The 26701-nt window shown below is 43.3% G+C and carries 39 protein-coding genes; 23 read left to right on the forward strand and 16 right to left on the reverse strand.

The genetic code is table 11. The features are described 5' to 3' along the window. Positions 1-331 precede the first annotated feature (331 nt). Both AM228_RS10050 and AM228_RS10055 read right to left on the reverse strand, forming a co-directional pair. Complete coding sequence (locus AM228_RS10050) at positions 332-697, reverse strand: helix-turn-helix domain-containing protein (protein ID WP_054465982.1); 366 nt, start codon at positions 695-697, stop codon at positions 332-334. A 198-nt stretch (positions 698-895) separates the two neighbouring features. Continuing rightward, positions 896-1228 carry a helix-turn-helix domain-containing protein gene (locus AM228_RS10055; protein ID WP_054465983.1) on the reverse strand — a complete coding sequence of 111 codons (333 nt, stop codon included), beginning with the start codon at positions 1226-1228 and terminating at the stop codon, positions 896-898. A 274-nt stretch (positions 1229-1502) separates the two neighbouring features. Between AM228_RS10055 and AM228_RS10060 the strand changes: the two genes are divergently transcribed. The 5 genes from AM228_RS10060 (at position 1503) to AM228_RS10080 (ending at position 4630) form a co-directional block, all read left to right on the forward strand. Beyond that, the gene (locus tag AM228_RS10060) at positions 1503-2528 is read left to right on the forward strand and encodes a GTPase family protein (RefSeq protein WP_054465984.1); all 1026 of its coding nucleotides are present in this window, start codon (positions 1503-1505) and stop codon (positions 2526-2528) included. Positions 2529-2839: 311 nt separating this feature from the next. Then, the gene (locus AM228_RS10070; protein ID WP_054465986.1) at positions 2840-3460 is read left to right on the forward strand and encodes a VWA domain-containing protein; all 621 of its coding nucleotides are present in this window, start codon (positions 2840-2842) and stop codon (positions 3458-3460) included. Positions 3461-3486: 26 nt separating this feature from the next. Further along, complete coding sequence (locus AM228_RS32285) at positions 3487-3630, forward strand: hypothetical protein (RefSeq protein WP_156331672.1); 144 nt, start codon at positions 3487-3489, stop codon at positions 3628-3630. A 253-nt stretch (positions 3631-3883) separates the two neighbouring features. Continuing rightward, complete coding sequence (locus AM228_RS10075; RefSeq protein WP_054465987.1) at positions 3884-4129, forward strand: UPF0175 family protein; 246 nt, start codon at positions 3884-3886, stop codon at positions 4127-4129. After that, a complete protein-coding gene (locus AM228_RS10080) occupies positions 4130-4630 on the forward strand; it encodes a DUF3368 domain-containing protein (RefSeq protein WP_054465988.1) in 501 nt (166 codons plus the stop codon). A 216-nt stretch (positions 4631-4846) separates the two neighbouring features. Here the strand turns inward: AM228_RS10080 and AM228_RS10085 are convergent, their stop codons facing one another. The 6 genes from AM228_RS10085 to AM228_RS10105 form a co-directional block, all read right to left on the reverse strand. Next, positions 4847-5212, reverse strand: coding sequence for an aspartyl protease (locus tag AM228_RS10085; protein WP_054465989.1), 366 nt, complete (start codon positions 5210-5212; stop codon positions 4847-4849). Then, a complete protein-coding gene (locus AM228_RS10090; RefSeq protein ID WP_054465990.1) occupies positions 5209-5529 on the reverse strand; it encodes a hypothetical protein in 321 nt (106 codons plus the stop codon). The genes AM228_RS10085 and AM228_RS10090 overlap by 4 nt, the downstream gene beginning before the upstream one ends. A gap of 305 nt (positions 5530-5834) precedes the next feature. Continuing rightward, positions 5835-6077, reverse strand: a complete 243-nt coding sequence (locus AM228_RS10095; RefSeq protein WP_197285264.1) for a hypothetical protein — start codon at positions 6075-6077, stop codon at positions 5835-5837. A gap of 119 nt (positions 6078-6196) precedes the next feature. Further along, entirely contained in the window at positions 6197-6517 is a 321-nt protein-coding gene (locus AM228_RS10100; RefSeq protein ID WP_054465991.1) for a hypothetical protein, read from the reverse strand. A gap of 32 nt (positions 6518-6549) precedes the next feature. After that, entirely contained in the window at positions 6550-6687 is a 138-nt protein-coding gene (locus AM228_RS32290; RefSeq protein WP_156331673.1) for a hypothetical protein, read from the reverse strand. A 118-nt stretch (positions 6688-6805) separates the two neighbouring features. Beyond that, positions 6806-7126 carry a hypothetical protein gene (locus tag AM228_RS10105; protein WP_054465992.1) on the reverse strand — a complete coding sequence of 107 codons (321 nt, stop codon included), beginning with the start codon at positions 7124-7126 and terminating at the stop codon, positions 6806-6808. Positions 7127-7200: 74 nt separating this feature from the next. Here AM228_RS10105 and AM228_RS32295 point away from each other — a divergent pair, with 74 nt between their 5' ends. Next, positions 7201-7374 carry a hypothetical protein gene (locus AM228_RS32295; RefSeq protein WP_156331674.1) on the forward strand — a complete coding sequence of 58 codons (174 nt, stop codon included), beginning with the start codon at positions 7201-7203 and terminating at the stop codon, positions 7372-7374. A 45-nt stretch (positions 7375-7419) separates the two neighbouring features. Here the strand turns inward: AM228_RS32295 and AM228_RS10110 are convergent, their stop codons facing one another. From AM228_RS10110 to AM228_RS10125, 4 genes are all read right to left on the reverse strand, one after another. Then, entirely contained in the window at positions 7420-7785 is a 366-nt protein-coding gene (locus AM228_RS10110; RefSeq protein WP_054465993.1) for an aspartyl protease, read from the reverse strand. Next, on the reverse strand, positions 7782-8102 hold the full coding sequence (locus AM228_RS10115) for a hypothetical protein (RefSeq protein ID WP_054465994.1): 321 nt from the start codon (positions 8100-8102) through the stop codon (positions 7782-7784). Before AM228_RS10115 ends, AM228_RS10110 begins: the two co-directional genes overlap by 4 nt. Before the next feature lie 121 nt (positions 8103-8223). After that, on the reverse strand, positions 8224-8814 hold the full coding sequence (locus AM228_RS10120) for a Uma2 family endonuclease (RefSeq protein ID WP_054465995.1): 591 nt from the start codon (positions 8812-8814) through the stop codon (positions 8224-8226). 36 nt (positions 8815-8850) lie between these two features. Further along, positions 8851-11349, reverse strand: coding sequence for a tetratricopeptide repeat protein (locus AM228_RS10125; protein WP_054466041.1), 2499 nt, complete (start codon positions 11347-11349; stop codon positions 8851-8853). 9 nt (positions 11350-11358) lie between these two features. On the opposite strand from AM228_RS10125, the gene AM228_RS10130 reads away from it, so the two are divergent. From AM228_RS10130 to AM228_RS10170, 10 genes are all read left to right on the forward strand, one after another. After that, on the forward strand, positions 11359-12000 hold the full coding sequence (locus AM228_RS10130; protein WP_054465996.1) for a hypothetical protein: 642 nt from the start codon (positions 11359-11361) through the stop codon (positions 11998-12000). Positions 12001-12044: 44 nt separating this feature from the next. Continuing rightward, complete coding sequence (locus AM228_RS10135; protein WP_054465997.1) at positions 12045-13040, forward strand: DUF1822 family protein; 996 nt, start codon at positions 12045-12047, stop codon at positions 13038-13040. A gap of 13 nt (positions 13041-13053) precedes the next feature. Then, a complete protein-coding gene (locus tag AM228_RS10140) occupies positions 13054-15369 on the forward strand; it encodes a CHASE2 domain-containing protein (RefSeq protein ID WP_054466042.1) in 2316 nt (771 codons plus the stop codon). Then, a complete protein-coding gene (locus tag AM228_RS32300) occupies positions 15338-15538 on the forward strand; it encodes a hypothetical protein (RefSeq protein ID WP_156331675.1) in 201 nt (66 codons plus the stop codon). The genes AM228_RS10140 and AM228_RS32300 overlap by 32 nt, the downstream gene beginning before the upstream one ends. Before the next feature lie 502 nt (positions 15539-16040). Beyond that, positions 16041-16829 carry a DUF928 domain-containing protein gene (locus AM228_RS10145; protein ID WP_054465998.1) on the forward strand — a complete coding sequence of 263 codons (789 nt, stop codon included), beginning with the start codon at positions 16041-16043 and terminating at the stop codon, positions 16827-16829. Between the two features lie 452 nt (positions 16830-17281). Beyond that, a complete protein-coding gene (locus AM228_RS10150; protein ID WP_156331676.1) occupies positions 17282-17491 on the forward strand; it encodes a hypothetical protein in 210 nt (69 codons plus the stop codon). 43 nt (positions 17492-17534) lie between these two features. After that, positions 17535-17741 (forward strand): hypothetical protein, encoded by a 207-nt coding sequence (locus AM228_RS35110; RefSeq protein ID WP_190879710.1) that lies wholly within the window; start codon positions 17535-17537, stop codon positions 17739-17741. Between the two features lie 183 nt (positions 17742-17924). Next, entirely contained in the window at positions 17925-18764 is an 840-nt protein-coding gene (locus AM228_RS10160; protein ID WP_054466001.1) for a hypothetical protein, read from the forward strand. A 333-nt stretch (positions 18765-19097) separates the two neighbouring features. Then, positions 19098-19694: a deoxynucleoside kinase gene (locus tag AM228_RS10165; RefSeq protein WP_054466002.1), complete on the forward strand. Its 597-nt coding sequence runs from the start codon at positions 19098-19100 to the stop codon at positions 19692-19694. A gap of 66 nt (positions 19695-19760) precedes the next feature. Continuing rightward, positions 19761-20591 (forward strand): viperin family antiviral radical SAM protein, encoded by an 831-nt coding sequence (locus AM228_RS10170; protein WP_054466003.1) that lies wholly within the window; start codon positions 19761-19763, stop codon positions 20589-20591. A 19-nt stretch (positions 20592-20610) separates the two neighbouring features. Here AM228_RS10170 and AM228_RS32305 read toward each other — a convergent pair whose 3' ends face one another. Both AM228_RS32305 and AM228_RS34145 read right to left on the reverse strand, forming a co-directional pair. Beyond that, on the reverse strand, positions 20611-20814 hold the full coding sequence (locus tag AM228_RS32305; RefSeq protein ID WP_156331677.1) for a hypothetical protein: 204 nt from the start codon (positions 20812-20814) through the stop codon (positions 20611-20613). A 2-nt stretch (positions 20815-20816) separates the two neighbouring features. Next, a complete protein-coding gene (locus tag AM228_RS34145) occupies positions 20817-20978 on the reverse strand; it encodes a hypothetical protein (RefSeq protein WP_190883070.1) in 162 nt (53 codons plus the stop codon). A gap of 152 nt (positions 20979-21130) precedes the next feature. Here AM228_RS34145 and AM228_RS10175 point away from each other — a divergent pair, with 152 nt between their 5' ends. Genes AM228_RS10175 through AM228_RS32315 form a run of 3 tightly spaced genes read left to right on the forward strand, consistent with a single transcriptional unit; the run spans position 21131 to position 21987 of the window. Then, positions 21131-21328 carry a hypothetical protein gene (locus AM228_RS10175; protein WP_054466004.1) on the forward strand — a complete coding sequence of 66 codons (198 nt, stop codon included), beginning with the start codon at positions 21131-21133 and terminating at the stop codon, positions 21326-21328. Then, positions 21328-21711, forward strand: a complete 384-nt coding sequence (locus tag AM228_RS10180) for a type II toxin-antitoxin system death-on-curing family toxin (protein ID WP_054466005.1) — start codon at positions 21328-21330, stop codon at positions 21709-21711. Before AM228_RS10175 ends, AM228_RS10180 begins: the two co-directional genes overlap by 1 nt. A 3-nt stretch (positions 21712-21714) precedes the next feature. After that, entirely contained in the window at positions 21715-21987 is a 273-nt protein-coding gene (locus AM228_RS32315; RefSeq protein WP_156331679.1) for a hypothetical protein, read from the forward strand. A gap of 77 nt (positions 21988-22064) precedes the next feature. On the opposite strand, the gene AM228_RS10185 is transcribed toward AM228_RS32315, so the two are convergent. Continuing rightward, entirely contained in the window at positions 22065-22430 is a 366-nt protein-coding gene (locus AM228_RS10185) for an aspartyl protease (protein WP_054466006.1), read from the reverse strand. Further along, positions 22427-22744 carry a hypothetical protein gene (locus AM228_RS10190; protein WP_054466007.1) on the reverse strand — a complete coding sequence of 106 codons (318 nt, stop codon included), beginning with the start codon at positions 22742-22744 and terminating at the stop codon, positions 22427-22429. Before AM228_RS10190 ends, AM228_RS10185 begins: the two co-directional genes overlap by 4 nt. A gap of 571 nt (positions 22745-23315) precedes the next feature. On the opposite strand from AM228_RS10190, the gene AM228_RS10195 reads away from it, so the two are divergent. The 4 genes from AM228_RS10195 to AM228_RS10210 are packed head-to-tail and all read left to right on the forward strand — an operon-like array spanning position 23316 to position 26416. Further along, positions 23316-23672 (forward strand): hypothetical protein, encoded by a 357-nt coding sequence (locus AM228_RS10195; RefSeq protein ID WP_054466008.1) that lies wholly within the window; start codon positions 23316-23318, stop codon positions 23670-23672. A 19-nt stretch (positions 23673-23691) separates the two neighbouring features. After that, complete coding sequence (locus AM228_RS10200; RefSeq protein ID WP_054466009.1) at positions 23692-25362, forward strand: hypothetical protein; 1671 nt, start codon at positions 23692-23694, stop codon at positions 25360-25362. Continuing rightward, entirely contained in the window at positions 25353-25769 is a 417-nt protein-coding gene (locus tag AM228_RS10205) for a hypothetical protein (RefSeq protein ID WP_054466010.1), read from the forward strand. The genes AM228_RS10200 and AM228_RS10205 overlap by 10 nt, the downstream gene beginning before the upstream one ends. Further along, positions 25769-26416: an OmpA family protein gene (locus AM228_RS10210; RefSeq protein WP_054466011.1), complete on the forward strand. Its 648-nt coding sequence runs from the start codon at positions 25769-25771 to the stop codon at positions 26414-26416. Before AM228_RS10205 ends, AM228_RS10210 begins: the two co-directional genes overlap by 1 nt. The last annotated feature ends 285 nt before the right edge of the window (positions 26417-26701 follow it).

Consider the following 26701-nt stretch of genomic DNA (forward strand, 5'->3'; position numbering starts at 1 on the left):
GCATTTCAGTCGGTTTCAACCGACTTGATCTATGAGACAGGGAATTTATTCCCTGGCGGGTGGCTTGCCATTGGTGTCAAGGTTTACCCCGCGATCCGGCGGGGATTAAAATCCCCGCCTGTAGGGGTCAACGGCCGTTGACCCCTACAGGCGGTTAAAACCGACTCTTGATCCTTATATTAAAAGCATTTCAGTCGGTTTCAACCGACTTGATCTATGACACAGGGAATTTATTCCCTGGCGGGTGGCAGGCGGGTGGCAGCTTTCACCTTGACACCAATGGGGCTTGCGCTCCCCCGCTCCCCCGCTCCCCTGCACCCCCGCTTCCTTCTTAGGTTTCCTGCAAGACGTGATGAATCAAATCAGCAGCAAGTTGCAGTTTATCCCGTTGGGTCAAAGCGTCATAGTCAACTGTCACCACGGATTTAGCTTTGGGGATGGGCAGTTGCGGAATGCGATCGCACTGTTGTAGTTGCCAGGAATCATAAAAATAGTCAATGGGCTGACCGTACACCGCAGCGAGGGCGGGTAATTCTCGTTCTGCGTCTACTTTGCGTTTACCGTTTTCGATGCAGGACATGGCTTGTTGGCTGAGAGTCACTCCGTAACGAATCTCTAGTCGTTCGATGACTTGTTCTTGAGTCAGACCGAGGGATTCGCGGGTGGCTTTGAGGCGTTTGCCTAGGGAGAAAGCCATATCAGAAAATCATGTAGATTACCACTAAATCTTAAATTTTCGCGGCACTTTCTTCTATCCGATAAACTTGTGCAGTTAGGAAAATCGCGTATTTTAGGGCGCTACGGAAAAGGGGGCGCAAGCGTTGGGTCCCTACCAACAAAATGCGGATGTAGGGGCGAGCAAGCGAATCGCCCCTACAGAAAGATGTTTGCTTGATTAGTCCCGTAACAGGCGATCGAGGATTTCGGCAGCGAGTTGCAGTTTTTCCCGTGGGGTGAGGGGGTCTAAATCAAGAGGGATAGAAGGTTTCGGGGTTATGGTTGGTTCCCAGGATTCGTAAAAGTAATGAATCGGTTTGCCGTAGAGGGTTGCCAGGGCGGGGAGTTCGGTTTCGGCGTCGATTTTGCGTTTGCCTTGTTCCAGGGCTGATAGACTTTGTTGGCTGATATGGACTCCGTAGCGGCGTTTTAGCTGTTCGATGACTTGTTGCTGCGTGAGTCCCAAAAGTCGGCGGGTGGCGCCTAGTCGCTGACCGAGGGAAGACTTCATGTGAAGATTTATTAATTGTTATTTACTTATGTAACGATATAACAATTTTGGTAAATATCAGCAAATTTGAGCACAATTATTTGATAATTTGATTGACTTATATTTTTTATGTATAATGAAACGAACGGTCATTTCGATCCTGTCAGGCTTATCTCTCAGGGAATTGACAGTTGGGATGAGAGGTGGGGCGACTTTACAGACGAGAAGAATTTTCAAAAGCCTTACGAAACGTTCCACTCAGCGGATCTAAATTTCATCTACCAAGGATCGTAATATGGAAAACAAAGAGCCTAATTTGACAGAGGAACAGCTTAAGCTAATTCAAGATGTCCTCAAAAAACGAATTAATGAGCGGCAATTTCGGGTTTCGATTGTGGGTCAAACGGGTGTTGGCAAGTCTTCTCTGCTCAATGCTTTGTTTGGCACTCAACTGAAGACCGATCCGGTGAAGCCATGCACCAAAGAGATAGAAGAGATACCGATTGAGACCAAGCAGAAAAATACTCTGTTTTTTTATGACCTTCCTGGAATCGGAGAGTCAGACGAAGCAGATGAACAGTATTTGCAAAAGTACAGAGAGCATCTGCAATCTTCTGATGTAATATTATGGGCAATTCATGCAGATAATCGCTCAGTTGTTTTTGATTTGCAGTCCATGAAAAAAATCATGGAGGGATATACTTTAGAACAGAAAGCAGTTCTGATGAGTAAACTCACTTTTGTGCTGACTAAGGCAGATGTTCTACATCCCCCTTCTTGGATTGCTGCAAAAATTGGTAATATTGTCAAGTTCTTGCCGTCACCCGAGACCAACAGCACTTTGGAACAAAAAGCTCACTATTATCAAGAGACGTTTATTGAGCCGTATGGTAGCCTAATTGTTTCCAAAACTTACAATGATTGCAATTTTTCTATTGTTGAAGATGGTTTTCAATGTGATGAAGAGTTAAAGTTAATTTATTACAAAGGATATATGAATGCTGAGAAGTTTCAAAGCTATCAGCAGAAATATCCTCAATACCAAAAAGTTTTCGAGCGACTTTATGATAACTATCAAGTTATCCCCTGTTCGGCTGTATTTCGGTATAACCTGAATAAGTTAATGTTGGTCATTCTGAATAAACTTGGACATGAAGCGACAATTCAGTTCCAGAAAATTGTTGCCGGTGATGCCCTAGACCAAATTCCTTTTGATCAAACAGAGAATCTTTGCAACTTATTGGTATATGAGCCAAAAACTCAAAAGACTCTGTTTGAATTTCGTCGGTGGTTGGCCACCCAAAAAACATGGTTTTCTTGAATAAGCAAACAAACGGTGATTACTATGAGTATCAGTGATGACTGGAAGAAATCCATTGACAGCGAACTTGCTAAAATAGATGAGAATTCCCGACAGTTGACTCTAGCGCAAAACCGATTCGCGGAGTCGGCAGTTATCTCTGTGGTTAATATGATAGTTGATCGTCTTGAAGAGGAGGGAATAATTACCAAAACAGCATCTAGCATAGTCAAGAATAGCGCAAATATCATACGTAGTTTTGGACAATTCCTTGGATGGTGGTAAAACTTCTGTTTTCATAAATTGAAATAAAAATTAAATAGGTGAAATATATGCCTATCGATCTGGAAAATCGGGACTACACTCTAATCATTGATAAGAGTGGCACTATGGCCAAGAAAGATTGTGATGGTGGTAGAAGCCGCTGGGATGTGATGCAAGAAACTACTTTCGCCTTGGCTAGAAAGTGCGAGGAATTTGATTCAGATGGGATTACTGTTTATACTTTTTCGTCTTTGTTCAGGCGCTATGACAATGTTACTGCTAGTAAAGTTGAGCAAATATTCAGTGAGAATGAGCCTGTAGGAAGAACGGAAATGGCCAAAGTTTTGCAACACGCTTTGCAAAGCTATTTTCAACGCAAGAAAGATGGGAAAGCAAAATTGAGTGGTGAAACGATTCTTGTGGTGACAGACGGACAGCCAGACCACCCCCAAGCTGTGATCCAAACAATTATTAGTGCTACCCAAAAAATTGATAGAGATGAGGAATTAGCTATCTCATTTATCCAAATCGGACATGATGCTGAAGCAACCAAATATCTTCAGACTCTTGATAATGACCTCCAAAGTGCAGGCGCTAGGTTCGATATTGTACATACGATCACAATTGATGAGATAGAAAAGGAAGGAATTTCTCTCAAGGAGGTTTTAATCAAAGCGATCACTGATTAGTAGGTGATACTGGGAAGTAGAGATGAATGCAGAGAAACACTGATAATAGCGCGATCGCCCATCTTATCCTCAACTTAACTCTGCACACGATCGCAGAGTGTCAGAAACCGGGTTTCTTTTTGTCCTTCACAGTTAATGATAATATCCACAACAGAAACCCGGTTTCTTAGTTATCCGTGGGGTATCAGAAACCGGGTTTCTTTTGCCTCCACAGTTAACTTTGATATCCACCACAGAAACCCTGTTTCTTAGTTATCTGTGGGGTGTCAGAAACCGGGTTTTTTTTCTGGGGAAAAAAGCGATCTATCGCCTATTTTATCCGAACATAACTTAGGGGTGATTCCCCCGCAGGAGCTTCGCGATCGCACCTACCATATAGCGGGGTTAGTGCTATAATTAAAACGAGATTTAGGAAAAAATCCCATGAGCATCACAATTCCCGATGACATCTTTCAAAGTACCGGAATGTCAGAAAGAGAGTTAAAGCTGGAAATCGCCGTTATGCTTTACCAAACAGAAAAATTAACCCTGGGTAACGCCAGTCGTTTAGCGGGGATGAATCAACTCAATTTCCAACAACTCCTTGCCAGTCGCAATATCTGCATTCATTATGATGTAGAAGATTTACAACAAGATATTCAAACATTGCAAGCGTTAGGAAAAATTTGATTGAATAACTTAATTATTGTCAGCAATACCTCACCGATTACCAGCCTAGCTGCGGTGGGACAACTAGACCTGCTGAAGCAACTATATCAGCGCATTATCATCCCCGAAACCGTTTATCAGGAATTGATTGGCGCTAACCCCACAGTTCCAGGGGCAAAAGAAGTCTCGACCTTCCCTTGGATAGAGACAAAAATAGTGGCGAACCAACCCCTAGTACAAGCACTCCGGCAAAAACTCGATCCCGGAGAAGCAGCAGCCATTGCCTTGGCGATCGCTCTGAACGCCGATCGACTCATTATTGATGAACGTAAAGGCCGAAAAATAGCAATTGATATGGGTGTGCAAGTAATTGGAATTTTGGGAGTTCTCCTAGAAGCGAAATCTAACGGCTTAATCGATCGAGTGAAGCCAATAGTAGACGATTTAATTGCGATCGCCGGTTTCCGAATTAGTCAGCAACTCTACGCTGAAATTCTACAGGCAGCAAAAGAATCGTTGTAAGCCTGCCCCCGCGAAGGCGGGGGTGCGATCGCTCTCTGATGAGTTTCAGAAACCGGGTTTCTTTTTGTAACTCCACAGTTAACGATAATATCCACCACAGAAACCCGGTTTCTTAGTTATCCGTGGGGTGTCAGAAACCGGGTTTCTTTTTGTATTCCACAGTAGGGGCGATTCGCGAATCGCCCCTACATATCCACCACAGAAACCCGGTTTCTTTTAATCCAAAGTCAAAACTCCGCCAGAATAATCGGCAATCAGTCTTTTAAATCTTAACCAACGCACCCCTAAAAGGATATCTTTCACGCGAGAACCTCCGAAAACCGGAATTGTGAACTCTTCCTCATCTAAAAGCACAATTCCCTCATAGACATTTAAAGTAGTGATTCCACTAGCTGTTTGTACAGTTTTTGGTTCACTATATCGTTTCCAACCTAGAGCGATCGCGTCTTGGTTATGAACGATTAACCAACCAGTAAATCCTGTATCAAAAATTGCTTTGATCCGGTAATCAGTTTGATCTGCCGCAACTAAATCCACTGCAAAAACTAATTCTCCCTTTTGATTAAAATCCCCTGATATCATATTTTATCACAAGCTCCAGTTTCATTAATGCAGAAAATAATGCACTGGGCATTTGGGTGTTTTTCATGGGCTTTTTGGCTGACTACTTTGTCATCTTTATCGATAAAATATTCGCCACTTTGGGGTTCGATCGCCATAAACCAGTCGTAGTAATCGTTAATTAACTCCGGTTGAACCCGTTGAAACACAACTTGACATTTTTGTAGTAATTCTTGCATTTCCGCTTCTTGTCGTTGGATTTCTTGCGGGTCAAGTTCGCGGTCTGGAAATACTCGACCTAGACGCGCTTGGCGATGACTTTCAGATATTTTGCTCATTTTCTATTACCTTCGCTTGGTAATCTTCTATTTATTATTATAGCTGAATTAGGATAAAAAAGTAGGAAATAAGTAGGTGGGCAGAAATAAATACACCACAGACCATATCAGAAGAAAAACTGTCATTCCCGCGTTAGGCGAAGCCCATGCCAAAGGCTATAGGCGGGAATCCAAAGCCTATCGGCGGAGAAAGAAAAGTGCAATTAATTATGTTCACCTACTTAGGCATAATGGGTGTGAGAAACCGGGTTTCTTTTTTGACTCCACAGTTAATGATAATATCCACCACAGAAACCCGGTTTCTTTTAATCCAAAGTCAAAACTCCGCCTGAATAATCGGCAATCAGTCGCTTAAATTGCAACCAACGCACACCCAAGAGAATTTCTTTCACGCGAGAACCTGCTAAAACAGGAATGGTAAATTCCTCCCCATCGATCGCCACAATTCCCTCGTAAACATTAAAAAATACTATTCCTCCTGCTGTTTGACTTCTTCTAGGTTTTGGTTTTTGTAACCACCCTAAATCCTTCGCATCTTGGTTATTCATCAGCAGCCAATCATTGAAGCCTGTATCAAAAATTGCCTGAACTGGAAAATCAGTTTCATCTGCTGCAATTAAACCAATTTAAAAGACTAACTCTCCCTTGTGGTTAAACTCTCCGGTAATCATACCCGACAACAAGCTCCTGTTTCATTAATACCGTAAACTGCACACCAGGTGTCCTGGTGTTTTTCACGGGCTTTCTGAATGGCCACCTTGTCATCTTTATCGATAAAATAATCCCCGCTTTCCGGTTCGATGACCATATACCAATCGTAGTAATCATCGATTAGTTTTGGTTTAGCTGCCTCGAAAATTTCGTCACACCGCTTCATTAAAGCTTGCATTTCTGCTTCGACTTTCTCAATTTCTTCGGGATTTGGCTCGCGACCAGGAAAGACTTTACCTAGACGAGGGTTGAAGTGAGTTTCTGAGGTGTTAATCATTTTTTTATCCTCCAAAAATAATCTTATATTTGTTATTGTAACTTAATTTTAGTAAATCTGAGGAAAGTTAGGTTAAATTTAATTAATAAATGAAATAGGCGATCGCGCATTTCAGAGGTTTCAGAAACCGGGTTTCTTTTTTTCACTCCACAGTTAGCGATAATATCCACCACAGAAACCCGGTTTCTTGGTTATCCCGCTTTGTGTGAGAAACCGGGTTTCTTTTTTTAACTCGAATTAAACCAATTTCAAACACTAATTCTCCCTTATGGTTAAACTCTCCGGTAATCATGCTCGATAACAGGCTCCGGTTTCATTAACGCAGTAAACCACACACCGAGCATTGGGGTATTTTTCATCGGCTTTTTGTTCGGCAACCTTGTCATCTTTATCGATAAAATAGTCCCCGCTTTCTGGTTCAATGACCATATACCAGTCGTAATAATCATCGATTAGTTTTGGTTTAGCTGCCTCAAAAATTTCGTCACAACGCTTCATTAATGCTTGCATTTCCGCCTTGCGTTGGGCGAGTTCTTCTGGGGAACGTTGGCGTTCTGGAAATACTCGACCTAGACGCGCTTGGCGATGATTTTCCGATATTTTGCTCATTTTCTATTACCCTCTCTTGGTAATTTTATATTTATTATTATAGCTAAATTAGGATAAAAAAGCAGGAAATAAGCATGATATATTTCAGAAACCGGGTTTCTTTCTGTAACTCCACAGTACAGGTAATATCCACCACAGAAACCCGGTTTCTTAGTTATCCGTGGGGTGTGAGAAACCGGGTTTCTTTTTGTTTTTCACCGTTAACTTTAATATCCACCACAGAAACCCGGTTTCTTTTCTGGGGATAAACCCGGTTTATTAGTTATCCCTAGGTGTGAGAAACCCGGTTTCTTTTAATCCAAAGTCAAAACTCCGCCAGAATAATCGGCAATCAGTCGCTTAAATTGTAACCAACGCACACCCAAGAGAATTTCTTGAATTTCATCTCCTCCATAAACAGGAATAGTAAACTCCTCTCCATCTAAAACCACGATTCCCTGATAAATATTTAAAACAGTTTGACCACCAGCAGTCTGGACTATCTTAGATTTAAGGTTGCGCTTCCATCCAAGTTTTATCGCGTCTTTATTATTAATCAACAGCCAACCAGTGAATCCGGTATCGAAAATCGCCTCTACGGAAATTATGCTTTCATCCGCACCAATAAAATCTATTTCAAAAGCTAATTCTCCTTTGAGGTTAAATTCTCCTGTTATCATACTTTGTCACAGGCTCCTGTTTCGTTGATGCAGAAAATTACACATCGAGCATCAGGGTGTTTCTCATCAGCTTTTTCGCAGGCGACTTTTTCATCTTCATCGATAAAATATTCGCCACTTTCGGGTTCGATTACCATATACCAGTCATAGTAATCTTTGATTAGTTCAGGTTGCACTCGGTTAAATATTTCATAACACCGCTGCATTAATGCCTCCCGTTCTGCCTTGCGTTGGGCTAATTCTTCTGGCGAATAGCTTAGTTCAGGGAAAACTCGACCCCGACGCGCTTGGCGATGAGTTTGAGATGTTTTGATCATAAAAAATTAGCCTCTATTCATAAGAATTTTAGAAACCGGGTTTCTTTTTGTATTCGACAGTAGGGGCGTTCTCGCATTCGCCCCTACATATCCACCACAGAAACCCGGTTTCTTTCTAATGTTACTTATCAACAGATTCATCCGGATTTTCCTCAATTTTCACCCCATCATATAAATCGTCAACGGCTATGGATACTCCGACACTTTCCAAGTCCAAAACTTCCCCAACCCCAAAAGTTTGATAAATCCACAGTCGATCGCGGCGGCGAAAACACTCGACTAATGGGCGATCGCAGTTAATCAGCACATACTCAATTAAGGTGGGAATTTGCCGATAGTTTTGCCATTTTCGCCCCCGATCTTTGGCCTCGGTTCTAGGGGACAATACTTCGACTAATAATCCGGGAAATAGGATTTCTTTGGTGGCTTCGCGATCGCGATCGTCGCAACTAACTACCAAATCGGGATAAAAGTAATTCCCCGTTGCCTCTACTTTTACCTTGACATCTGCCACATTGACTCGGCAACCTTTGGGACGCAAAGCAGAACGTAATTTATCATTAAGATTGAGGGCAATATCATTATGGGCGATCGTGCCGCCAGTCATTGCCACCACATCCCCATCAATTAACTCGTAACGGAGATCCTGCAATGCTTCCCATTCTAGGTATTCTTCTGCGGTCATCCGCCATGAATCAGAAAGTGCAATCATTTTCTGGATACCTCATCGATAATTTATTGGCTATTTCTATTTTACAGATTTATTGACAGATTCGCCCATAAGGGTAAAAGCTGCCCAATTTTTTGGTTGAGAATATTGTTGCATTGTCGTCAGCATTGCTTGTCGCAAAGCCACTGCCCGATCGCCCGTTTGGGGCAAAATTCGATAAAATTCCTGCATTAATTTTGCGCTTGCCTCATCGTCTGCTTGCCATAAAGAGACGATCGCACTTTCAGCCCCCGCACCGATAAATGCACGAGATAATCCAATAATGCCATCACCAGTAATTTTGCCGCCACCTGTGCTGCAAGCACTTAAAACTACCAGGGAAGCTGTTAAATTTAATCCCATGACTTCCTCAGAAGTAAGAAACCCGCGATCGCCTTCGCTTGGGGTTAGTGCGATCGCCCCCAAAAAACCAGAACCAGACTCAGTAAAATCAGCCAAAAACCCGTGGGTTGCCAAATGCACGATCGCTGCCGAACCGATACGTTGCAAAACCGCTGCTTTTGTCGCTGCACTGCCAATTAAAGGCTGGGTATTCAACATAGAGGCGATCGCGATCGCTTCTGCTTCGGCAGCGGGTAAATTAGGCAATGGCTCTGCTCCTTCTTCCGACAATTTCGGCATGACTGGATTGCCCAACACTAAAGCATTTGTGGGGTTATTTATATTGTTATTTGCATTGTTAATTGTTCGATTTTGTGCCAGTTGACGAGTCAATTTTAACACCTGAATTGCTGGTGCTGTGAGAATGGTATGCTTTTCAATTAAATAGCGATCGCTTTCATCTACTAGCGCCGGAAACGGTACAAAAAATAACTCCTCGTGGGGGATAAATATCACCTTTGCTTCTGGATTACTGGGCAGTAAATCGGCAATCGGTTTTATCAGTAAATCGTGCAGCTTATTTAATTTTAAATCGCTCACTCCACCGGCGGGAATGCTGGGCAGAGTTTCCGTTATATTCTCGCGAGTTCCCCGCACTAAAGCCGTTAATAAGGTTTCCGGTTCTGAGTCACTTTCCTCCGTAGCCAACAACGGCACTAAATTATCCCGATACTTTTCTAATTCGCTTAAATCAACTTCCCGAAACGTAATATCCCCTGTAGGCTTTACGACCCAAATAAATAAAGCGGAATTTTTGCCTAAATTGTCGCTAATAATAGAATATTCAACTAGGGTGGCATTTTGCTCTTCTGCCACTTTTTTAATGTCGGCAATCGTCGTTGCCGGATTTTGTTTTTGGGCATATTCTTGCACCGCTTCTGGAGATAGCTTTTGGGCGATTAATTCCAGAAAAGCCCGGGCGCGACTTCTTTCGGCAATTTCTAAGGCAATTTCCGGTTTATTTTGGCTAATTAATGCTTTTTGAAGTATGCTATAACTAGACCGATATTTATCGAAAATTGAGACTTTATTCAGATCGCTTAAGCCCGGTCGCAGAGATTCTAATGCGTCAATTGCCGCGTATAAGGTTTGTGTAGATTCGGCGATTTGTCCGGCTTCAAATAAGGCGACTCCTTTATTATTCAGGGTGACAGCAATCCCCGCTTTATTTGCTAACTTTTGCCGAATTTCTAAGGCGCGATCGTAAAATTCTAACGCTTGGGAATAGTCCCCCATCAGTCGGTGAACTGAACCGATGTTATTCAAAGCTTGACCGATCGCATCTTCATCCCCGATCGCAGTCATCATTTCTAATCCTTGGTTATACAATTGCAAGGCTTGGGAATAGTTGGCTAATTTCTCATAAACCGCGCCCATATTTAGCAAGGTTTGACCAATTCCCACGGCATCTTCGATTTCGGTGGCGATCGCTAACCCTTTTTCATAGAATTCTAAAGCTTGGGAATAGTCACCGAGAGCATGATAAACTGCGCCAATATTACTGAGAGTAATTCCCACGGCGAAAGCGTTTTCCTCTTGTTCAAACAGCGGTAAGGCTGCTTGAAAAGAAGTCAGGGCTTTTTTCGGTTGTCCTAACCCGCGATAAATTTCTCCCATATTATTGAGAATGATGGCGGAACCATAGGATTCTTCGGCTGGCAAAATATCCAATGCTTGCTGATAAAAATTAAGGGCTTTGGGATAGTCAGCTTGAGATGAAGCAAGCGCCCCCAAATTCATCAAACTTTGGCCAATTCCCTGTGGGTCGTTAATATTTTGGCGAATGGTTAAAGCTTGGTTTAAAAATTGCCCAGCCAGGGGATAGTTGCCCAAATTGCGATGCACAACACCGATATCATTTAATATCACCGCTTCTAGTTGGCGATCGCCCTCAACCCGCGCCATTTGCAAAGCGCGATCGAACGTTGCCAACGCTTCTTTCAATTCACCGCGATCGACCTGTTCATCACCGCGATAGTACAGTTGTATCGCTTCACTGGCAGGACTTTCTCCCCTTTCTTGTGCCAAAACTGGCAACCCTCCTACCGGGAACGAAGAAAATTTGATAAACTCAATTTCACCCATAGCGATCGACGCAACGAGGAAAAGACAGGACGAAATGTTTTTTAGAGGCATTTTAGTTAAATGATTAATGACCAATTACAATCGCTAATTACCGAGACTTGTCGCCACCCTCCCAGAAGCGTTGAACGCCAGCGAGGGTTAACTCAACTGTACCGACTGATTGTTAAGTCAGGCAAGCTATGGCGAGAAGATACTCCTTATTATGAAGAAGTATGGCAACAAACTTGGCTATATTTTTGCGTAAATTTATGTGAAGCCACCACAGCGAAAGATAAATATGACCCCGATCGCAGTAGCATCACCACTTGGCTGAATGTTTACCTAAAAATGCGCCTAAAAGATAGGGCGATTAAAGAGCAAAAACAGAAACAACAAATGGTTTCCGCTTCACAAGGGTTAGATGACGATGACACCCTGACGTTTTTGGACACCTTTGAAGCCCCCCCAGATGTCCCGCCGATCCTGCAAGCCACCCGCGAGTGGGCGGAAACTGACCCAGAGGGGGAATTGCAGCGCGTTCATATTCCCGGTCGAGAAGATATCACCTGCCAACTGTTAATTTTACGGCGTTTGCCCCCCGAAACCACCTGGAGGGAACTTTCCGCCGAGTTGGGGTTGCCAAGTTCTAGCCTCAGCAGCTTTTATCAGCGGAAATGTATGCCAAAATTGCGTAAATTTGGCGAATCGACAGGATATCTATAAAGAGGTTCGTTAACCAACCACCAACAAACAACCAATAACAAATTATGATTTATAACACTCAAGAAATAGAAAATTTTGCTTTACCTATGTTGATTGGCAGGAATTGGCGCCGCCTTGCCAAACAATTTGCTTTGGAACAACCAAATCGCCAAAAAGCCGAACAAGTTTATTTTAATACTCTGGCGGTTTGTGTGGTGCATGATTATTTACAGTGGATGGGAATTTCTACGAAAATCAATGCTGGAGATAGTTGGAATCCGATCGCCCGTTTAGGCAGTGATGTGGCAGATTTACAGGTGACGGGATTGGGGGTTCTCGAATGTCGTCCCATCCGCGAAAATCAGCAAATTTGTCGAATTCCCCAGGACGTTTGGGGCGATCGCATTGGCTATGTGGTGGTGCAAATTGAAGATTCGGTTAAAGCCGCGAATATTTTGGGATTTATTAATAGTATAGAAGCAGAATATGTTCCCCTAACTCAATTGCAACCATTAGAAACATTGCTAACCACTTTATCCGCATTGCGCCTGAGTAAAAACACAGAAATTAATGAGGCAGCAAGTCAGGACACGGCGTGCCGTGTCCCTACTGGGAATAATTTGGTAAACTTTAGTGAGTGGTTGCAAGGCATATTTGGGGAAAATTGGCAGGATTTAGCCGCAATATTTAACAATCAAAATATTGCCTATAATTTCCGCAATTCTCCACAAGATAAAGAGGTGGATATAGAACGAGCAAAATTGATTGATTTGCAAATGCAGTTTGGCAGTCAAACGGTCGTATTGCTGGTGGCGCTAACACCCGAATCTGATAATATGGCAGTCAGAGTGCGACTTTATCCCCCTGATGGAGAAATTTATTTACCGCCAAATTTGCGGTTAGCATTATTATCAATAGAGGGGGATATTTTGCAAGAAGTGCGATCGCGCCGTCAAGATAATTATATTCAACTTGCCCGCTTTACGGGTGAACCGGGGGAACGTTTTTCGATTCAAGTTGCCCTAGAAAATGCCATGATTGTAGAGAATTTTGAAATTTGAATTTTCAAATTTAATGACGAATCACAAAAAACCAACTATCGTTGTCATTAATCTAGGATATGGCAATTTGCTCTCCGGTTTTCCTCATGTCACTGCCCTACTTTGGGAACCGGAGAATCCCCGCCCCCTGAAATTTACTGGGGCTTTACCTCCAGGGGTAGAATTAGATGGGATTTATCGTCGATGGCATTTAATTTATCAAGCACTTTATCGCCGTCCCGGATGGCATCCCCGGATTAAAATCGATCGCGAAGATATCACCAATGTTTCTGAGATGGAATTTGCGGATATTTGCCAGCGTTATATTCAGCTTATTAATGAGTGGCTGGATGCGGAGGAATTTAGAAATATCGATCGTCAATTGCGATCGCATCTGCACCAAAATGACGAAATCCAATTAATTCTGGAAACCGATGATGAATCGGTGCGGCGTTTACCTTGGCATTTTTGGAATTTTTTGTCAGATTATCCCAAAGCCGAAATAGCTTTAAGTACCCCTGAATATCAGCGAGTGGAGAAGTTAAACCAAAGAAAAATTACGAGAATTTTAGCGATTTTAGGCAATGATAACGGCCTTGATATTGCAGCAGATCGCCAGGTTTTGTCAGAGATTGCCGATGCAGAAACGGTTTTTTTGGTGAAACCTTCCCGTCAGGAAGTTGACGAACATTTGTGGGACTATCGCGGTTGGGATATTTTATTTTTTGCCGGTCATAGTGAGAGTGAAGAAAATGGCCACCGGGGTTTATTGGCCATTAATCCCACGGAGAAAATCGGCATTTCTCATTTGAAATTAGCCCTAAAAACCGCTATCAGTCGTGGATTACAACTGGCGATTTTTAACTCTTGCGATGGGCTGGGTTTAGCTACGGAATTAGCGGATTTACATATTCCCCAAATTATTGTGATGCGAGAACCTGTGGCGGATGGGGTGGCTAACGCATTTTTAGTCCAATTTATTCAGGCTTTTTCTAGTGGTTTGTCTTTTTATTTAGCGGTGCGGCAAGCGCGAGAACGGTTGCAAGGTTTAGAAGATAATTTCCCCTGTGCTAGTTGGTTGCCGATTATCTGTCAAAATCCCGCCGAATTGTCAATGGTTTGGCCACAGCAATCGCACCCAAAAAAACTGGGTTTTTCCCAATTGCGCGATCGCCATTTTTGGTTAACCAGTTTGGGGATAACTTTGATGATTTTAATCATCCGCCAATTGGGAATTTTACAAGGATGGGAATTGAAACTTTATGACCATTTAATGCGATCGCGTCCTCCAGAACCACCAGACCCCCGGATTTTAATCGTTGAAATTACAGAAGCAGACGTACAATTGCAGAAAAAATATCCGATTCCCGATGCAACATTAGCCCAACTGTTGCGGCAATTAATCCCGCATCAACCCCGTGCGATCGGCTTAACCATTTATCGAGATTTTCCCGTCTATCCTGTGGATTCAGAATTAAGCAAACAAATGCAGCAGCAAGAGAATTTATTTGCGGTCTGTAGCTTCCCCCGGAAGGCAGAACCGGGGATTTCTTCTCCTGATGCTATGCCCAAAAATCGCTTAGGATTCGATGATGTCGCCACCGATTCTGATGGAATTTTGCGCCGTCATTTATTCTTTATGAAAGAAACATCGGGCTGTAACACTCGCTTTTCTTTGAGCTTTAAATTAGCCGAAAAATATCTGGCAGATGAGAATATTTTACCCAATTATCAAGGAAATCAAAATAATCCATTGCAACTGGGTTCAGCGATTTTTCAGCCAATGAAACCGAATAGTGGCGGATACAAAAATCTCGGTAGAGGCGGCTGGTATATGATGTTAAATTATCGTTCTTTTCCCATTGCCAGAACTGTCACTCTGACGGAAGTATTGCAGGGAGATTTTGACCCGAATTTGGTTAAAGACCGAATTGTAATTATCGGTGCCACCGCCACCAGCGTCAACGCACAACGTTTTTTCACCCCCTACAGCGTCGGACGATTTCCGTCGGATCGAGTACCGGGAGTGATGGTGCAAGTGCAGATGGTGAGTCATATTCTCAGTGCTGTCCTTGACGGTCGTCCCCCAATCGGCGTATGGGTTTGGTGGGGAGAAGCGATTTGGGTGGGACTGTGGTCAATGGTGGGCAGTGCGATCGCATTGTGCATCCGCAACCGTGAATGGGAGATCGCCGCGATCGCAATGGCGATCGGGGTTCTATATCTTGTCTGCTATGTGCTATTCCTCCAAGGCACCTGGGCTCCCCTCATTCCCCCAGCATTGGCATTGGTCATTTGTCCTTTGCTTTTTGCCATTGGTGACAGGTCCCAGGGTCGATCGCGAAAATAAAGGGCGAAGCATTCGCGTAGATAATTTTTCTGTCGATCGCGAAAATATCTGCGCGAATGCTTTGCCCCTACAAGTTGATCGCGAAAATGTCTGCGCGAATGCTTTGCTTCTACAAGTCGATCGCACGCCAGGGAATCGTCTTCCCTGTCTCAAAGCTGAAGTCGGTTGAAACTGAAATCTTGCACCATTCTCAACCAGCCGAAAGTTTACCCCGCGATCCGGCGGGGATTAAAATCCCCGCCTCATAGCGAAAGTCGGTTAAAACCGACTAGGAGTCTTATATTAAAAGCATTTCAGTCGGTTTTAACCGACCCCCGTCCCCCGCGCGGGGGCAGGCTTCACGGGGGCAGGCTTTGGCGGCCTTCGCGGGGGCAGGCTTGATATGTTAGGAATTGATTTTAATCCCCGCCGGTTGTTGCAACTGATGCAAGATTTCAAATAAATCCGACTAATCATGCTTGTAGTTATGAAAATTTCAGTCGGTTTTAACCGACTTAGGCTATTAGCCCGCCATCGTTTTAACCCCTGGCTGGCGGTAACAGTGGGAGATGAATCTGAAAACCGCTGTAAAAAATCGAGATGCTGCCGTGAATAATTTTGCGTAAATTTTTGCGTAAATTTATCCCCGGACTGCGATAGGTAAATAGAATGTCAATCTGAGGAGTAGAACCTTGCCAAGTCCTTTGCGGAAACCGCCGAAAGCGGGCAAATTGCAATTAGCGATCGCCTTGCTTGTCTTCATCGGGATAGTGCCCGTTACGAAAGTTTACGGCGCATCTCAAACCGAGTTACAAAGGGGCGATCGTCAACTGCCATCAACGGATGGGGCGATCGCCACAAAGTTTGAAGCACCAGCACCGGACCCACCAGAAGATCGCGAAGGTTCTGGCAGCCGCACCTCTTGTCCCGCTGTGGATAAACCTTTGACCGCATTAGTTCCCAGTCAAGTCAACTACACCCTATCGGGACATCCCACATTCTGGTTTTATGTGCCTTATGACTCGGATCCGCCTCGTGAGGTAGAATTCGTGCTCTTGGATGAAGCAGAAGAGCCCGTTTACAAAACCGTCGTCACGATTGCCGATACACCGGGAATTGTCAGTTTCCGCTTACCGGAAAGCGTCCCACCGTTGGCAATTGGCAAAAAATATTTGTGGCAATTCTCCTATCGATGCAATCCGAGAATTCGGGCTGAGGATGACTATGTGCAAGGAATGGTGCAAAGAGTTGCCGGGGATAGCGCACTCATCAGTCAGCTAGAAGCGGCAACAACACCTATGCAGCGCGTGGAACTCTATGCGGCGAATGGGTTGTGGTACGAAACCCTGACCGCCCTCGCCGAATTGCGTCGCGATCGTCCGGGGGATGCAGATATCGCCGCTGAGTGGAAAGAACTTCTCGAATCCATTGGCTTGGGCCATCTGGCAAATGAGGCGATCGGCGGTTGTTGCGATCGTTAGTCCCTAGAGGAGAAACCGGGTTTTTGGGTTTCAGAAACCGGGTTTCTTTTTGTAACTCCACAGTTAACTGTAATATCCACAACAGAAACCCGGTTTCTTTTCGGGGACGAGACGAAAAACCCCGTTTCTGGGCTTTTTCACGAATAGCGAAAAAATTTTTTCCCAAATTTGCGTAAAACTTCTCCGCCAAGGCGATAGGTAAGAAACCGGGTTTCTGGGTTAACTTTATGCCTCTCGCAGAACTTAGCTGAAGAAACCCGGTTTCTGGGCGCTCATTCCCATCCCTGGGAAACCAACCTGGATCCCTTATCGGTTAACAAAATTCAGTGAAAGTACATCGCCCTTTTAACTAGGGGTGGAATCACTGGTAATGCTTGAAGATGTATAAGAATTGAACCTCAAAAGTTCAATAGCACCTGGAAGCAAGAAAAAATGCAAAAGTACAAAGTACATTGAAAACAGCAATGCAAAAAATCAATGCTATTCTCCTAGGAATCGGATTATTTAGTTTGGTGGTAGGCTTAGGATATAAAGCCTTTGAGAAACCCCCTGAACAAATTGCAGAAGAGGAATGCGCCGAAATTTTAAACACCTCTAATGCACTAGGAATAAATGCACAGACCACTATCTATGTTGAAGGGGTTCCTTATGATTGTAACTAACATGAAGCAGACCATAAAGATAGCAGTATTGACATTTGGTGTCATGTCAGTCTTAAGCCTTATATTGCTTGGATTAGAAGCCCATGAGCAAGCAAAACGAGAAGCAGAGTTACGGAAACTTTGTAATCAGTTGAATCAATATAGATCGTCGATTAAACAGGAGGTAGACAAAGCATCCCGCATAGAATTGATGGGGGGAATGTACACACAAAGCTTATATCAAGTTAATTGCCAACATATAGTAAAGTAAGCATTTATAAAAAATATTTCGTAAAAAATATCACTTTCCTTCGGGGAAGTGATATGAATGAAAACCTGCTTATTCATTAAAAGGGAAATCGTCTACCGGAGTACAACCAAAAATCCATAAAAATATATAATTCAAACCCCGCATGACGCGGCGTAATATCTGAAATATTTGAGCAAATATTGTATGGAAATCATCATAATCTTAGCAATCTTGGCAATCGGTTTTTGGCTTTTCTGGCTTTCCTGGGGTGAAGAGAAACAAGAAAACACTTCGGAGCCATATTCTTCTGATTATGAATTTTCAGAAAACCAAACAACCGATGACGATTCATCTACCATTCCTATTTCAAGAGAATCGATCGTGGAGAAGCCCAGGGTTGAATACAATGAAATATCCGAATTTCAATCTAAAGGTTCAGATCAAGCCTTTTCAGAAGAGAAAATGAAAGAAATTAATTCACAAGGTTATCAACTTTACCAGCAAGCGGTGAGCCAACCCAGTACCGAAGCTTTTTTAAAAGCCGGTTTAGCCTACGATCGCAGTTACAATTCATTCTGGGGAGACAATGTTTTTGGTGGAGTAGATTATCGAAGTTTCTTAGCAAATTTGGGAGTTTCTTCCATAGGTGAATCCGGAGCAAAACAGATGATCGAAACAGCGCAAGAGTCTTTGGTCATTAGCTGTGAGTGTTATGTCAAGGCACTCAGCACAAATCCAGATCATTACTGGTCTAATCTCCATTTAGCTACTGCTTTAGCTGCTAGTTTACAGGTTGACGCAGCACTCTTGTACTGGCGCAAAAGTTTACAACTTAATCAGCGTGACACTTCACAAGCACTTTTAGGAGACTCGATGGGTTTCGATCACAGATCGGTCGCTGTCAAAGAAATAATCTATCGCTTAGGATTGGGTGGCTTTCCTCAAAGTTTTTCGTCAGCCTACCAACAGCAAAAAGCGATCGCATCTAAAAAGCTTCGCTCTAGTCCATATTTGGTGAAAAATATTCACGGATTAGGAAATTAGACATCATGGATATTACCTTGGGTCATCTGGCAGCAGGTAAGGAAAGGACACGGCAATGCCGTGTCCCTACCGCATCAGAAAAAAATTTTGCCAATTTTGCGTAAAAGTTTTCCGCCAAGGCGATAGGTAAGAAACCGGGTTTCTGGGTTAACTTTATGCCTCTCGCAGAACTTAGCTGAAGAAACCCGGTTTCTGGGCGCTCATTCCCATCCCTGGGGAAACAACCTGGATCCCTTATCTGTTAATAAAATTCAGTGAAAATACTGATGTCTGAAAGCATCAGAAAAGCTTTAATTGGTAATTATGATAATTTATAGTTGAGAGCGTAAATTTATGAAAAATTTCCCTTTTTTCGTGTTTGAAGGAGTAGATGGATCTGGTAAAACAACTTTAGCTAAACTCTTAGCCAAACGGCTAAATTTATGCTATTACAGCAGTATCCCAGATGGCTTACTCTCTATCCAAGAGCAAATAACTGCGACTAATTCCCCAATCGCTACCTTTCACTTTTACAGCTTGTGTAACCTAATGCGTAGCAATGAGTACATATCCAATTTAAATCATTCGGGAGTTGTCGCCGATCGATATGTATTTTCTACTTTCGCTTACCACAGCTTGTTGCTGAAGCAAGACTTGTCGGCGCATTTCCGGATCTGGCAATCAGACTCCAACTTTTTATGGCCTGACGTAGTAATTTATATAACCGCTTCTCCAGAAGTGATTAAAAAACGTATTGCCAATAGAAGTCAGAGTATTTCCCCTCAATGGTATGGAGATAAAGTTTCTCTTGAATACAACATTCCTCAATCATACGAGCGAATATTTGAGTTGGTCAATATCCCGATCGTCCGAATTGATACTACCAATGAGAATGCTGAGGAATCATACCATAATTTATGCACAAAAATCAACAAAATAACTCCGCTTTAGGATTTAACACAATAGATTTTAACTAATAATTTAAATTTTGTATAAACCCAATTAAAAATCCGAATTATGCAACCAATCAGCGTTAACTTTCATCTGTGTAATAACTGCAACTATCATTGTGATTTTTGCTTTGCGACCTTTCGTGATGTGACAGAATATTTAACCTTGAATGAGGTTAAGCAAATTCTTTTATTACTGCATAGTGCGGGGACTAAAAAAATTAACTTTGCTGGTGGAGAACCGACCCTACACCCCCATTTAGGTGAAATATTAGCTGAATCGCGTCGCTTAGGATTTGTCACCAGTATAGTGAGCAATGGTGCGCGAATACCCGAGTTGCTAGAAAGGTATGGTAGTGATATTGATTGGGTAGCATTATCAGTAGATTCGGCTTCAGAAGTAATTCAAAAACAGTTGGGACGGGGTAATGGAGATCATGTCCGAAATTCCATTGCTTTATTCGATCTGCTCCATCAAAAAGGCATTCATACTAAACTCAATTCAGTGATTACTCGACTGAACTTTCAAGAAGATATGTCCGAGTTTGTCCGGCGGGTGCGTCCAGAGCGGTGGAAAGTATTTCAAGTGTTGCCAGTAGATGGGCAAAACGATGGTTCTGTTGAAGAGATGTTAATTTCACCCCAGGAATTTAACCAATTTGTGAAGTTTCATCAAAACATTCTAGATAAACAATTGCAGCCAATTGCCGAGTCAAATGAGTTAATGAAAGACTCTTATGTGATGATCGATCCTCAAGGCCGGTTTTACAACGCTACTATGGGTCGATATTTGTACAGTTCAAAAATTTTGGAAGTTGGTGTAGATGCTGCGCTAGATCAAGTTGGTTGGAATGTAGCTAATTTTTTAGCTCGTGGAGGTGTTTATGCTTGGGAGTAGTCACAGTTTTGCAGGGCGATTACCCTTTACTCCCAACTCCCAACTCCCAGGCGATCGCCCCCACTCCTACCTCGGCACTCCAGGAGCGATCGCGCCTTGTCTGAGAAACCGGGTTTCTTTCTGTAACTCCACAGTTAACTATAATATCCACCACAGAAACCCGGTTTCTTTTCTTGGCGATCGCGCCTTGTCTGAGAAACCGGGTTTCTTTTTGTACCTCCACAGTTAACTATAATATCCACCACAGAAACCCGGTTTCTTTTCTTGGCGATCGCGCCTTGTCTGAGAAACCGGGTTTCTTTTTGTACCTCCACAGTTAACTTTGGTATCCACCACAGAAACCCGGTTTCTTTTCTTGGGGAAACCCGGTTTCTTAGTTATCCCCAAGATTCAGAAACCGGGTTTCTTTTTGTAACTCCACAGTTAACGATAATATCCACCACAGAAACCCGGTTTCTTGGTTTTTGGGCAAAAGCGCGATCGCAGGCATCCAATTGATATGCTAAAATCCTGATTAACCTGCTATCAAAAAGTAAAAAATGAAAAATATCACAATCTCAATTCCTGACGATCGCCTCCTAAAACTAGAAAAAACTGCCAGTAATATGGGAGTATCTGTAGAAGAATTGCTCTTAATGGGAGTGGAAGCAGTGGTGAATCAACCGGAAGATTCTTTTAACCAGGCGATCGCATACGTTCTCAATAAAAATGCAGAACTTTACCAAAGACTGCAATAATGCGTTATCTTACTGTACCTGAAGTTTTAGAAATATATCGGCATCTCATGCAGCAATCCGGTGGCACTGGTGGAGTCACCAATTTGGGAGCGCTAGAGTCGGCTGTCGCACAACCGCGCATGACTTTTGGGGGACAAGAACTTTATCCCACTATTGTCGAAAAAGCTTCAGCTTTAGGCTTTTCTCTGATTAAAAACCATCCTTTTTTCGATGGCAACAAACGCATCGGTCACGCGGCAATGGAAGTTTTCCTAGTATTAAATGGATTTGAGATTTATGCTGAAGTTGATGAGCAAGAAAAAGTGATTTTAAAACTAGCATCCGGTGAATTAGGGAGAGAAGAATTCACACAATGGCTGGGCATTCATCTGATAAAAAGGTAGGATTTGCATAAGCGATCGCGCTTGGATTCAGAAACCGGGTTTCTTTCTGTACCTCCACAGTTAACTATAATATCCACCAAAGAAACCCGGTTTCTTTTCTTGGGGAAACCCGGTTTCTTAGTTATCCCCAGGATTCAGAAACCGGGTTTCTTTTTGTACTCCACAGTACAGGTAATATCCACCACAGAAACCCGGTTTCTTTTCTTAAGGCAAAAGCGATTTCTTAGTTATCCCCAGGATTCAGAAACCGGGTTTCTTTTTGTACCTCCACAGTAGGGGCGTTCTCGCATTCGCCCCTACATATCCACCACAGAAACCCGGTTTCTTGGTTTTTGGGCAAAAGCGATCGCCCCTTAATCCAAAGTCAAAACTCCGCCAGAATAATCGGCAATCAGTCGCTTAAATTGCAACCAACGCACCCCCAGGAGAATTTCTTTAATGTCATCGCCACCCAAAACGGGAATAATGAACTCCTCTCGATCGATGAGTATAATCCCCTCGTAGACATTAAAAAATACTGTCCCCGCTGCTGTCTGACTTTTTCTAGGTTCAGGTTGCTGCAACCACCCTAAATTATCGACATCTTCGTTATTCATCAACAGCCAACCATTGAACCCTGTATCAAAAATTGCCTGAACTTGCCAATCAGTTTCATCGGCTGCAATTAAAGCAATTTCAAACACTAATTCTCCCTTGTGGTTAAACTCTCCGGTAATCATGCTCGATAACAGGCTCCGGTTTCATTCACGCAGTAAACCACACACCGAGCATTGGGGTATTTTTCACGAGCTTTCTGTGTTGCTACATTATCGTCTTTGTCGATAACATAGTCCCCGCTTTCTGGTTCGATGACCATAAACCAGTCGTAATAATCATCGATTAGTTTTGGTTTAGCTGCCTCGAAAATTTCGTCACACCGCTTCATTAATGCTTGCATTTCCGCCTTGCGTTGGGCGAGTTCTTCTGGGGAACGTTGGCGTTCTGGAAATACTCGACCTAGACGCGCTTGGCGATGTTCAGATATTTTGCTCATTTTCTATTACCTTCGCTTGGTAATCTTCTATTTATTATTATACATAATGGGTTTCAGAAACCGGGTTTCTTTTTGTAACTCCACAGTACAGGTAATATCCACCAGAGAAACCCGGTTTCTTAGTTATCCCCAGGATTCAGAAACCGGGTTTCTTTTTGTAACTCCACAGTACAGGTAATATCCACCACAGAAACCCGGTTTCTTTTCCTTCTTTTCGGGGACGAGACGAAAAACCCCGTTTCTGGGCTGTTTCACGCTTAACGAAAAAAAAGTTTGCCCAATTTGCGTAAAAGTTTTCCGCCAAGGCGATAGATAAGAAACCGGGTTTCTGGGTTAACTTTATGCCTCTCGCAAAACTTCGCGCTCAGAAACCCGGTTTCTGGGCGATCTTCCCATCCCTGGGGATCCAACATGGATCCCTTATCGGTTAATAAAATTCCGTGAAAATACTGATGTCTGAAAGCATCAGAAAAGCTTTAATGAGGTAATTAACAAAATCCGCTTTTGACGGTAAAAAGCAATTAAAGTTCCCGATTTTTGACCCAAACTCAACCTCAAGATTCAAACTCCAATGAATAGTGAATCCAGGGTGACGACCCTGTTAAATCCCTCCCTAGAACAGCTAATCGACGAAATCCATGCGGTCAATCGCGCTTGGAAAGTTGCCTTAGCGTTTGGGGATATTCCTGCTTTGGCGACATCTTTGCAAGAAATGAAAGCGCGATTGCAAGTGCGGCTATTGCACCTGTATGCGCCCGATCGCGTTTATTTGGCATTAGATACGGAAACCGGAAGTGATGAACCCGTCTATGGTTTGCGGCTAAAAGAAGCGATCGCCGGAGGGCAAACCGATGCTGCCCATTTGCCCGTGAGAGTGGCGAAAAAATTCCTCTCATCTGAACTTTTAGAACGCTTTACAAACTTGTAACATTAGGATAGGAATTACGATGAATACGGTATTTATTCTCGTTATTATTGGAGTGGCGATCGCCTCCCTTTTCGCTGAGATAAAGTCCATGTCCGACTACTGCCAAAAGCAATGCGGGCCAACGGCTAAGGCCATTAAAATTCTGAAAGAACACCTGGTTTCTGGGGGCAATGGAATCAACCTGGATGACAACATGAGGGGATGGTTTTTGCGGCATTTTGACGGAGAAATGAGGGGAAATTTGTTTTTTCCCGCATACGAAGGGAATACTGCTGTCATGGTAGCCTCCCCAACGGTGTTGGGTAAACCTGTCCCACGCGGCCCCGTTTATTTTGCCCCCACTTTATTGACCGCATTGGGGGTTTTAGGAACTTTTGCGGGCATTTATCAGGGATTGCAGGGAGTGAATCTCGACATCCAAGAAGCCGATACCCTGCTGAAAAGCAGTACCGACCTGCTGGCAGGAATGAAATTTGCTTTCTTAACTTCCTTGTGGGGACTGGGCAGTTCCAGTGTGTTTATGTTATTCCTGGCTTTTGGAGAACGAGTGCGGCAAGGGCGTCGGGATAGTTTGCGTTCTGAATTGAGCAAAGTTGCTTTTCTGCTGACTCCGGTACGAGTTCTGGCCCGCATGGCACCAGGGACAAGCGGTGGACAAAGCAATCTGACTGCTGCGGCAATTGGGCAAGCTGTGGCGGCAGAAATGCGATCGGTTTTGCGATCGGAACTTAGCCCGATGGTTACGCCTTTGACTCAGCTTACTCCAGAGGCGATCGCACAGGCAACCGGAGCACAACTAAATCCCGCATTCACTTCCATACAAGGCGAATTATCCAGCATTCGGGAATTGCAAGAAAAACACGGTCAAGCGGTAGATTATTTGGTCACGCGACTCCGCGAAGAATTAATCGAACCTGTTGTCGAACGTCTGGATGAAACTGCCAAACTCACCAAAGAAGCATCCGAAGCAGTTAAAGAACTGAAAACCGCTTTGGGAGATATTACGAAAGAATTGGCCGAGGCAGTAAAAACTATTCAGGAATTCCAAAAAGAAACCCTCAGAGACCTGAAACAATTTGCTCTAGATTTAAAAGGTATTCTCGATCAATTTAGCCGCGATACTAACGGAGTCTTAGTAACAGTTGCCGATGAAATCAAGCGAGCCGTTGCCGAAAGTATCAGAGGAATGGAAGCACAGCGAGAAGCTTTTAAAGAGAGTGCCGACGAAGCTGCTGCAACTTTCAGAGGTATCCGAGAAGAATTAGAAAAATCTCTGGATAAACAAGCTGAACTACAAAAACAAATGCTGGAAGATGCCAAGCAATCCTTTACTTATCAATCTGAAAAGCTGAAGGAAATTGGTGACGAAGCCGCTAAAGTGATGAACCACGCTGCGGAGAACTTAGATGCAACATTACAGAATATCGATGAGATGCTGCAAAAAACTCGCAAAACCGTGCAGGAGGAGTTAGAGAAATTCCGGGTTGAATATCAAACTGCACTCACGAAATTCTTTGGAGACCAAAACAATCTCCTAGAAGGAACTCTCGGCAAGCAGCGAGATGAATTAGAAGAGGTGATCGCCGGACTTCAAAGATTTTTTCGAGAAGATGCTCCAAAAATGGGTGATTCGATTAAAGAAGCGATGGAAAAAGTGCAAGGAAATCTTAATTCCAGGACATGGCTATAGTGTACAACATAGCCAACAAAACCGGCTTAACCTCCGGGGAAAGTCTGCAACAATTGCACGAAATTATTCGCGAACTTGGCAGCGAAGCCAACCAGATAGAGAGTGCCTATAAAGGCATGGTAGAGAAATTTGACAATTCTCTAAACAAATCATTAAACCTTATGGTGGACAGATTGAATGAAGCACTCCAAATTGGCAATAAGCAACTAACGGAATATTTACAAAAAGCAAATGAATCGTACACAAATGCTATTAAAGAAGGAGATATAGCTGCGGCTAAAGTTTGTCAAGAACTTCACCAAACTGCTCAGAACTTAAACCAGACTTCTCACGGATTAATGGATGTATCTAATTACTTAGTTGCTTCAGCGAATGAACTGAAAAATGGAAATGGGAGCCGTAACTAATGAGCGACTTTTCTGACTTTGAGATGGAAGGGGAAGTTCTAGAGGAACTAGACTCTGGAGTATGGCTATCCATTGGGGATTTAATGTCAGGACTGCTGATGTTTTTTGCCCTGCTGTTTATCACCGTCATGGTACAACTAAAAAATTACCAAGAAGCCTTTGATAAACTGCCTCTGGTCATCCTCAATACCCTCCGGCAAGAAGTGCCAGGGGGAGATAAATTGGAAGTCGATCCCAAAACTGGGGATGTGAGCATTCCTAATGCGATTTTGTTTGATGAAGATAGCGCCGAACTCAAGCCAGCAGGCAAACAATTTCTGATCAGTTTTATTCCCGTTTACAGTAAAGTCATTTTCTCTAATGATGAATTTGACCAGATGATTACTCGCGTGATTATCGAAGGTCACACCAGTTCATCAGGAACCGAAAAAGAAAATATGAATTTGAGCTTGCAACGGGCTTTATCTGTGTCGGATTATATTTCCTCGCTCAACTTTTCCACCCGGTCCCAATTCAAATATAAGATATTGGCGGCTGGTCGGGGGGAATTAGATGCGAATCAAAAAAATAACGATCCTGCTGACAGAAAAGTAGTGTTTCGGTTCCAAATGAGACCCCCAGATTTTGGAAATTTGTTCGGGAAATAATCGATTCGATCCGATTCTCCTTTTAGCCACCCTTAAAAAGGGGGGTTGGGGGGATCGAAACCCGACATTTGCTACTTTTAGCCACCCTTAAAAAGGGGGGTTGGGGGGATCAAAACCCGACATTTTTTAACAAATTATGCACCGATTGTTATAGGTATTCCTGGGTAAATTATACCATTTACAAAAAATCATGGTAGGGGCGCAATGCTTGCGCCCCCTCACGGTGCGATCGCTTGGGGCGCAAGCATTGCGCCCCTACATCAACCCAAATAAATCTCGTAATTG

Origin of the sequence: Planktothricoides sp. SR001 (genome assembly GCF_001276715.1) — a bacterium.
Taxonomy (GTDB): Bacteria; Cyanobacteriota; Cyanobacteriia; order Cyanobacteriales; family Laspinemataceae; genus Planktothricoides; species Planktothricoides raciborskii.

Bases quoted from the DNA above. Each gene is read 5' to 3' on its own strand.
- AM228_RS10050 (WP_054465982.1), bottom strand. From the start codon at position 697: ATGGCTTTCTCCCTAGGCAAACGCCTCAAAGCCACCCGCGAATCCCTC.
- AM228_RS10055 (WP_054465983.1), bottom strand. From the start codon at position 1,228: ATGAAGTCTTCCCTCGGTCAGCGACTAGGCGCCACCCGCCGACTTTTG.
- AM228_RS10060 (WP_054465984.1), top strand. From the start codon at position 1,503: ATGGAAAACAAAGAGCCTAATTTGACAGAGGAACAGCTTAAGCTAATT.
- AM228_RS10070 (WP_054465986.1), top strand. From the start codon at position 2,840: ATGCCTATCGATCTGGAAAATCGGGACTACACTCTAATCATTGATAAG.
- AM228_RS32285 (WP_156331672.1), top strand. From the start codon at position 3,487: ATGCAGAGAAACACTGATAATAGCGCGATCGCCCATCTTATCCTCAAC.
- AM228_RS10075 (WP_054465987.1), top strand. From the start codon at position 3,884: ATGAGCATCACAATTCCCGATGACATCTTTCAAAGTACCGGAATGTCA.
- AM228_RS10085 (WP_054465989.1), bottom strand. From the start codon at position 5,212: ATGATATCAGGGGATTTTAATCAAAAGGGAGAATTAGTTTTTGCAGTG.
- AM228_RS10090 (WP_054465990.1), bottom strand. From the start codon at position 5,529: ATGAGCAAAATATCTGAAAGTCATCGCCAAGCGCGTCTAGGTCGAGTA.
- AM228_RS10095 (WP_197285264.1), bottom strand. From the start codon at position 6,077: ATGAATAACCAAGATGCGAAGGATTTAGGGTGGTTACAAAAACCAAAA.
- AM228_RS10100 (WP_054465991.1), bottom strand. From the start codon at position 6,517: ATGATTAACACCTCAGAAACTCACTTCAACCCTCGTCTAGGTAAAGTC.
- AM228_RS10105 (WP_054465992.1), bottom strand. From the start codon at position 7,126: ATGAGCAAAATATCGGAAAATCATCGCCAAGCGCGTCTAGGTCGAGTA.
- AM228_RS32295 (WP_156331674.1), top strand. From the start codon at position 7,201: ATGATATATTTCAGAAACCGGGTTTCTTTCTGTAACTCCACAGTACAG.
- AM228_RS10110 (WP_054465993.1), bottom strand. From the start codon at position 7,785: ATGATAACAGGAGAATTTAACCTCAAAGGAGAATTAGCTTTTGAAATA.
- AM228_RS10115 (WP_054465994.1), bottom strand. From the start codon at position 8,102: ATGATCAAAACATCTCAAACTCATCGCCAAGCGCGTCGGGGTCGAGTT.
- AM228_RS10120 (WP_054465995.1), bottom strand. From the start codon at position 8,814: ATGATTGCACTTTCTGATTCATGGCGGATGACCGCAGAAGAATACCTA.
- AM228_RS10125 (WP_054466041.1), bottom strand. From the start codon at position 11,349: ATGCCTCTAAAAAACATTTCGTCCTGTCTTTTCCTCGTTGCGTCGATC.
- AM228_RS10130 (WP_054465996.1), top strand. From the start codon at position 11,359: ATGATTAATGACCAATTACAATCGCTAATTACCGAGACTTGTCGCCAC.
- AM228_RS10135 (WP_054465997.1), top strand. From the start codon at position 12,045: ATGATTTATAACACTCAAGAAATAGAAAATTTTGCTTTACCTATGTTG.
- AM228_RS10140 (WP_054466042.1), top strand. From the start codon at position 13,054: ATGACGAATCACAAAAAACCAACTATCGTTGTCATTAATCTAGGATAT.
- AM228_RS35110 (WP_190879710.1), top strand. From the start codon at position 17,535: ATGTCAGTCTTAAGCCTTATATTGCTTGGATTAGAAGCCCATGAGCAA.
- AM228_RS10160 (WP_054466001.1), top strand. From the start codon at position 17,925: ATGGAAATCATCATAATCTTAGCAATCTTGGCAATCGGTTTTTGGCTT.
- AM228_RS10165 (WP_054466002.1), top strand. From the start codon at position 19,098: ATGAAAAATTTCCCTTTTTTCGTGTTTGAAGGAGTAGATGGATCTGGT.
- AM228_RS10170 (WP_054466003.1), top strand. From the start codon at position 19,761: ATGCAACCAATCAGCGTTAACTTTCATCTGTGTAATAACTGCAACTAT.
- AM228_RS10175 (WP_054466004.1), top strand. From the start codon at position 21,131: ATGAAAAATATCACAATCTCAATTCCTGACGATCGCCTCCTAAAACTA.
- AM228_RS10180 (WP_054466005.1), top strand. From the start codon at position 21,328: ATGCGTTATCTTACTGTACCTGAAGTTTTAGAAATATATCGGCATCTC.
- AM228_RS10185 (WP_054466006.1), bottom strand. From the start codon at position 22,430: ATGATTACCGGAGAGTTTAACCACAAGGGAGAATTAGTGTTTGAAATT.
- AM228_RS10190 (WP_054466007.1), bottom strand. From the start codon at position 22,744: ATGAGCAAAATATCTGAACATCGCCAAGCGCGTCTAGGTCGAGTATTT.
- AM228_RS10195 (WP_054466008.1), top strand. From the start codon at position 23,316: ATGAATAGTGAATCCAGGGTGACGACCCTGTTAAATCCCTCCCTAGAA.
- AM228_RS10200 (WP_054466009.1), top strand. From the start codon at position 23,692: ATGAATACGGTATTTATTCTCGTTATTATTGGAGTGGCGATCGCCTCC.
- AM228_RS10205 (WP_054466010.1), top strand. From the start codon at position 25,353: ATGGCTATAGTGTACAACATAGCCAACAAAACCGGCTTAACCTCCGGG.
- AM228_RS10210 (WP_054466011.1), top strand. From the start codon at position 25,769: ATGAGCGACTTTTCTGACTTTGAGATGGAAGGGGAAGTTCTAGAGGAA.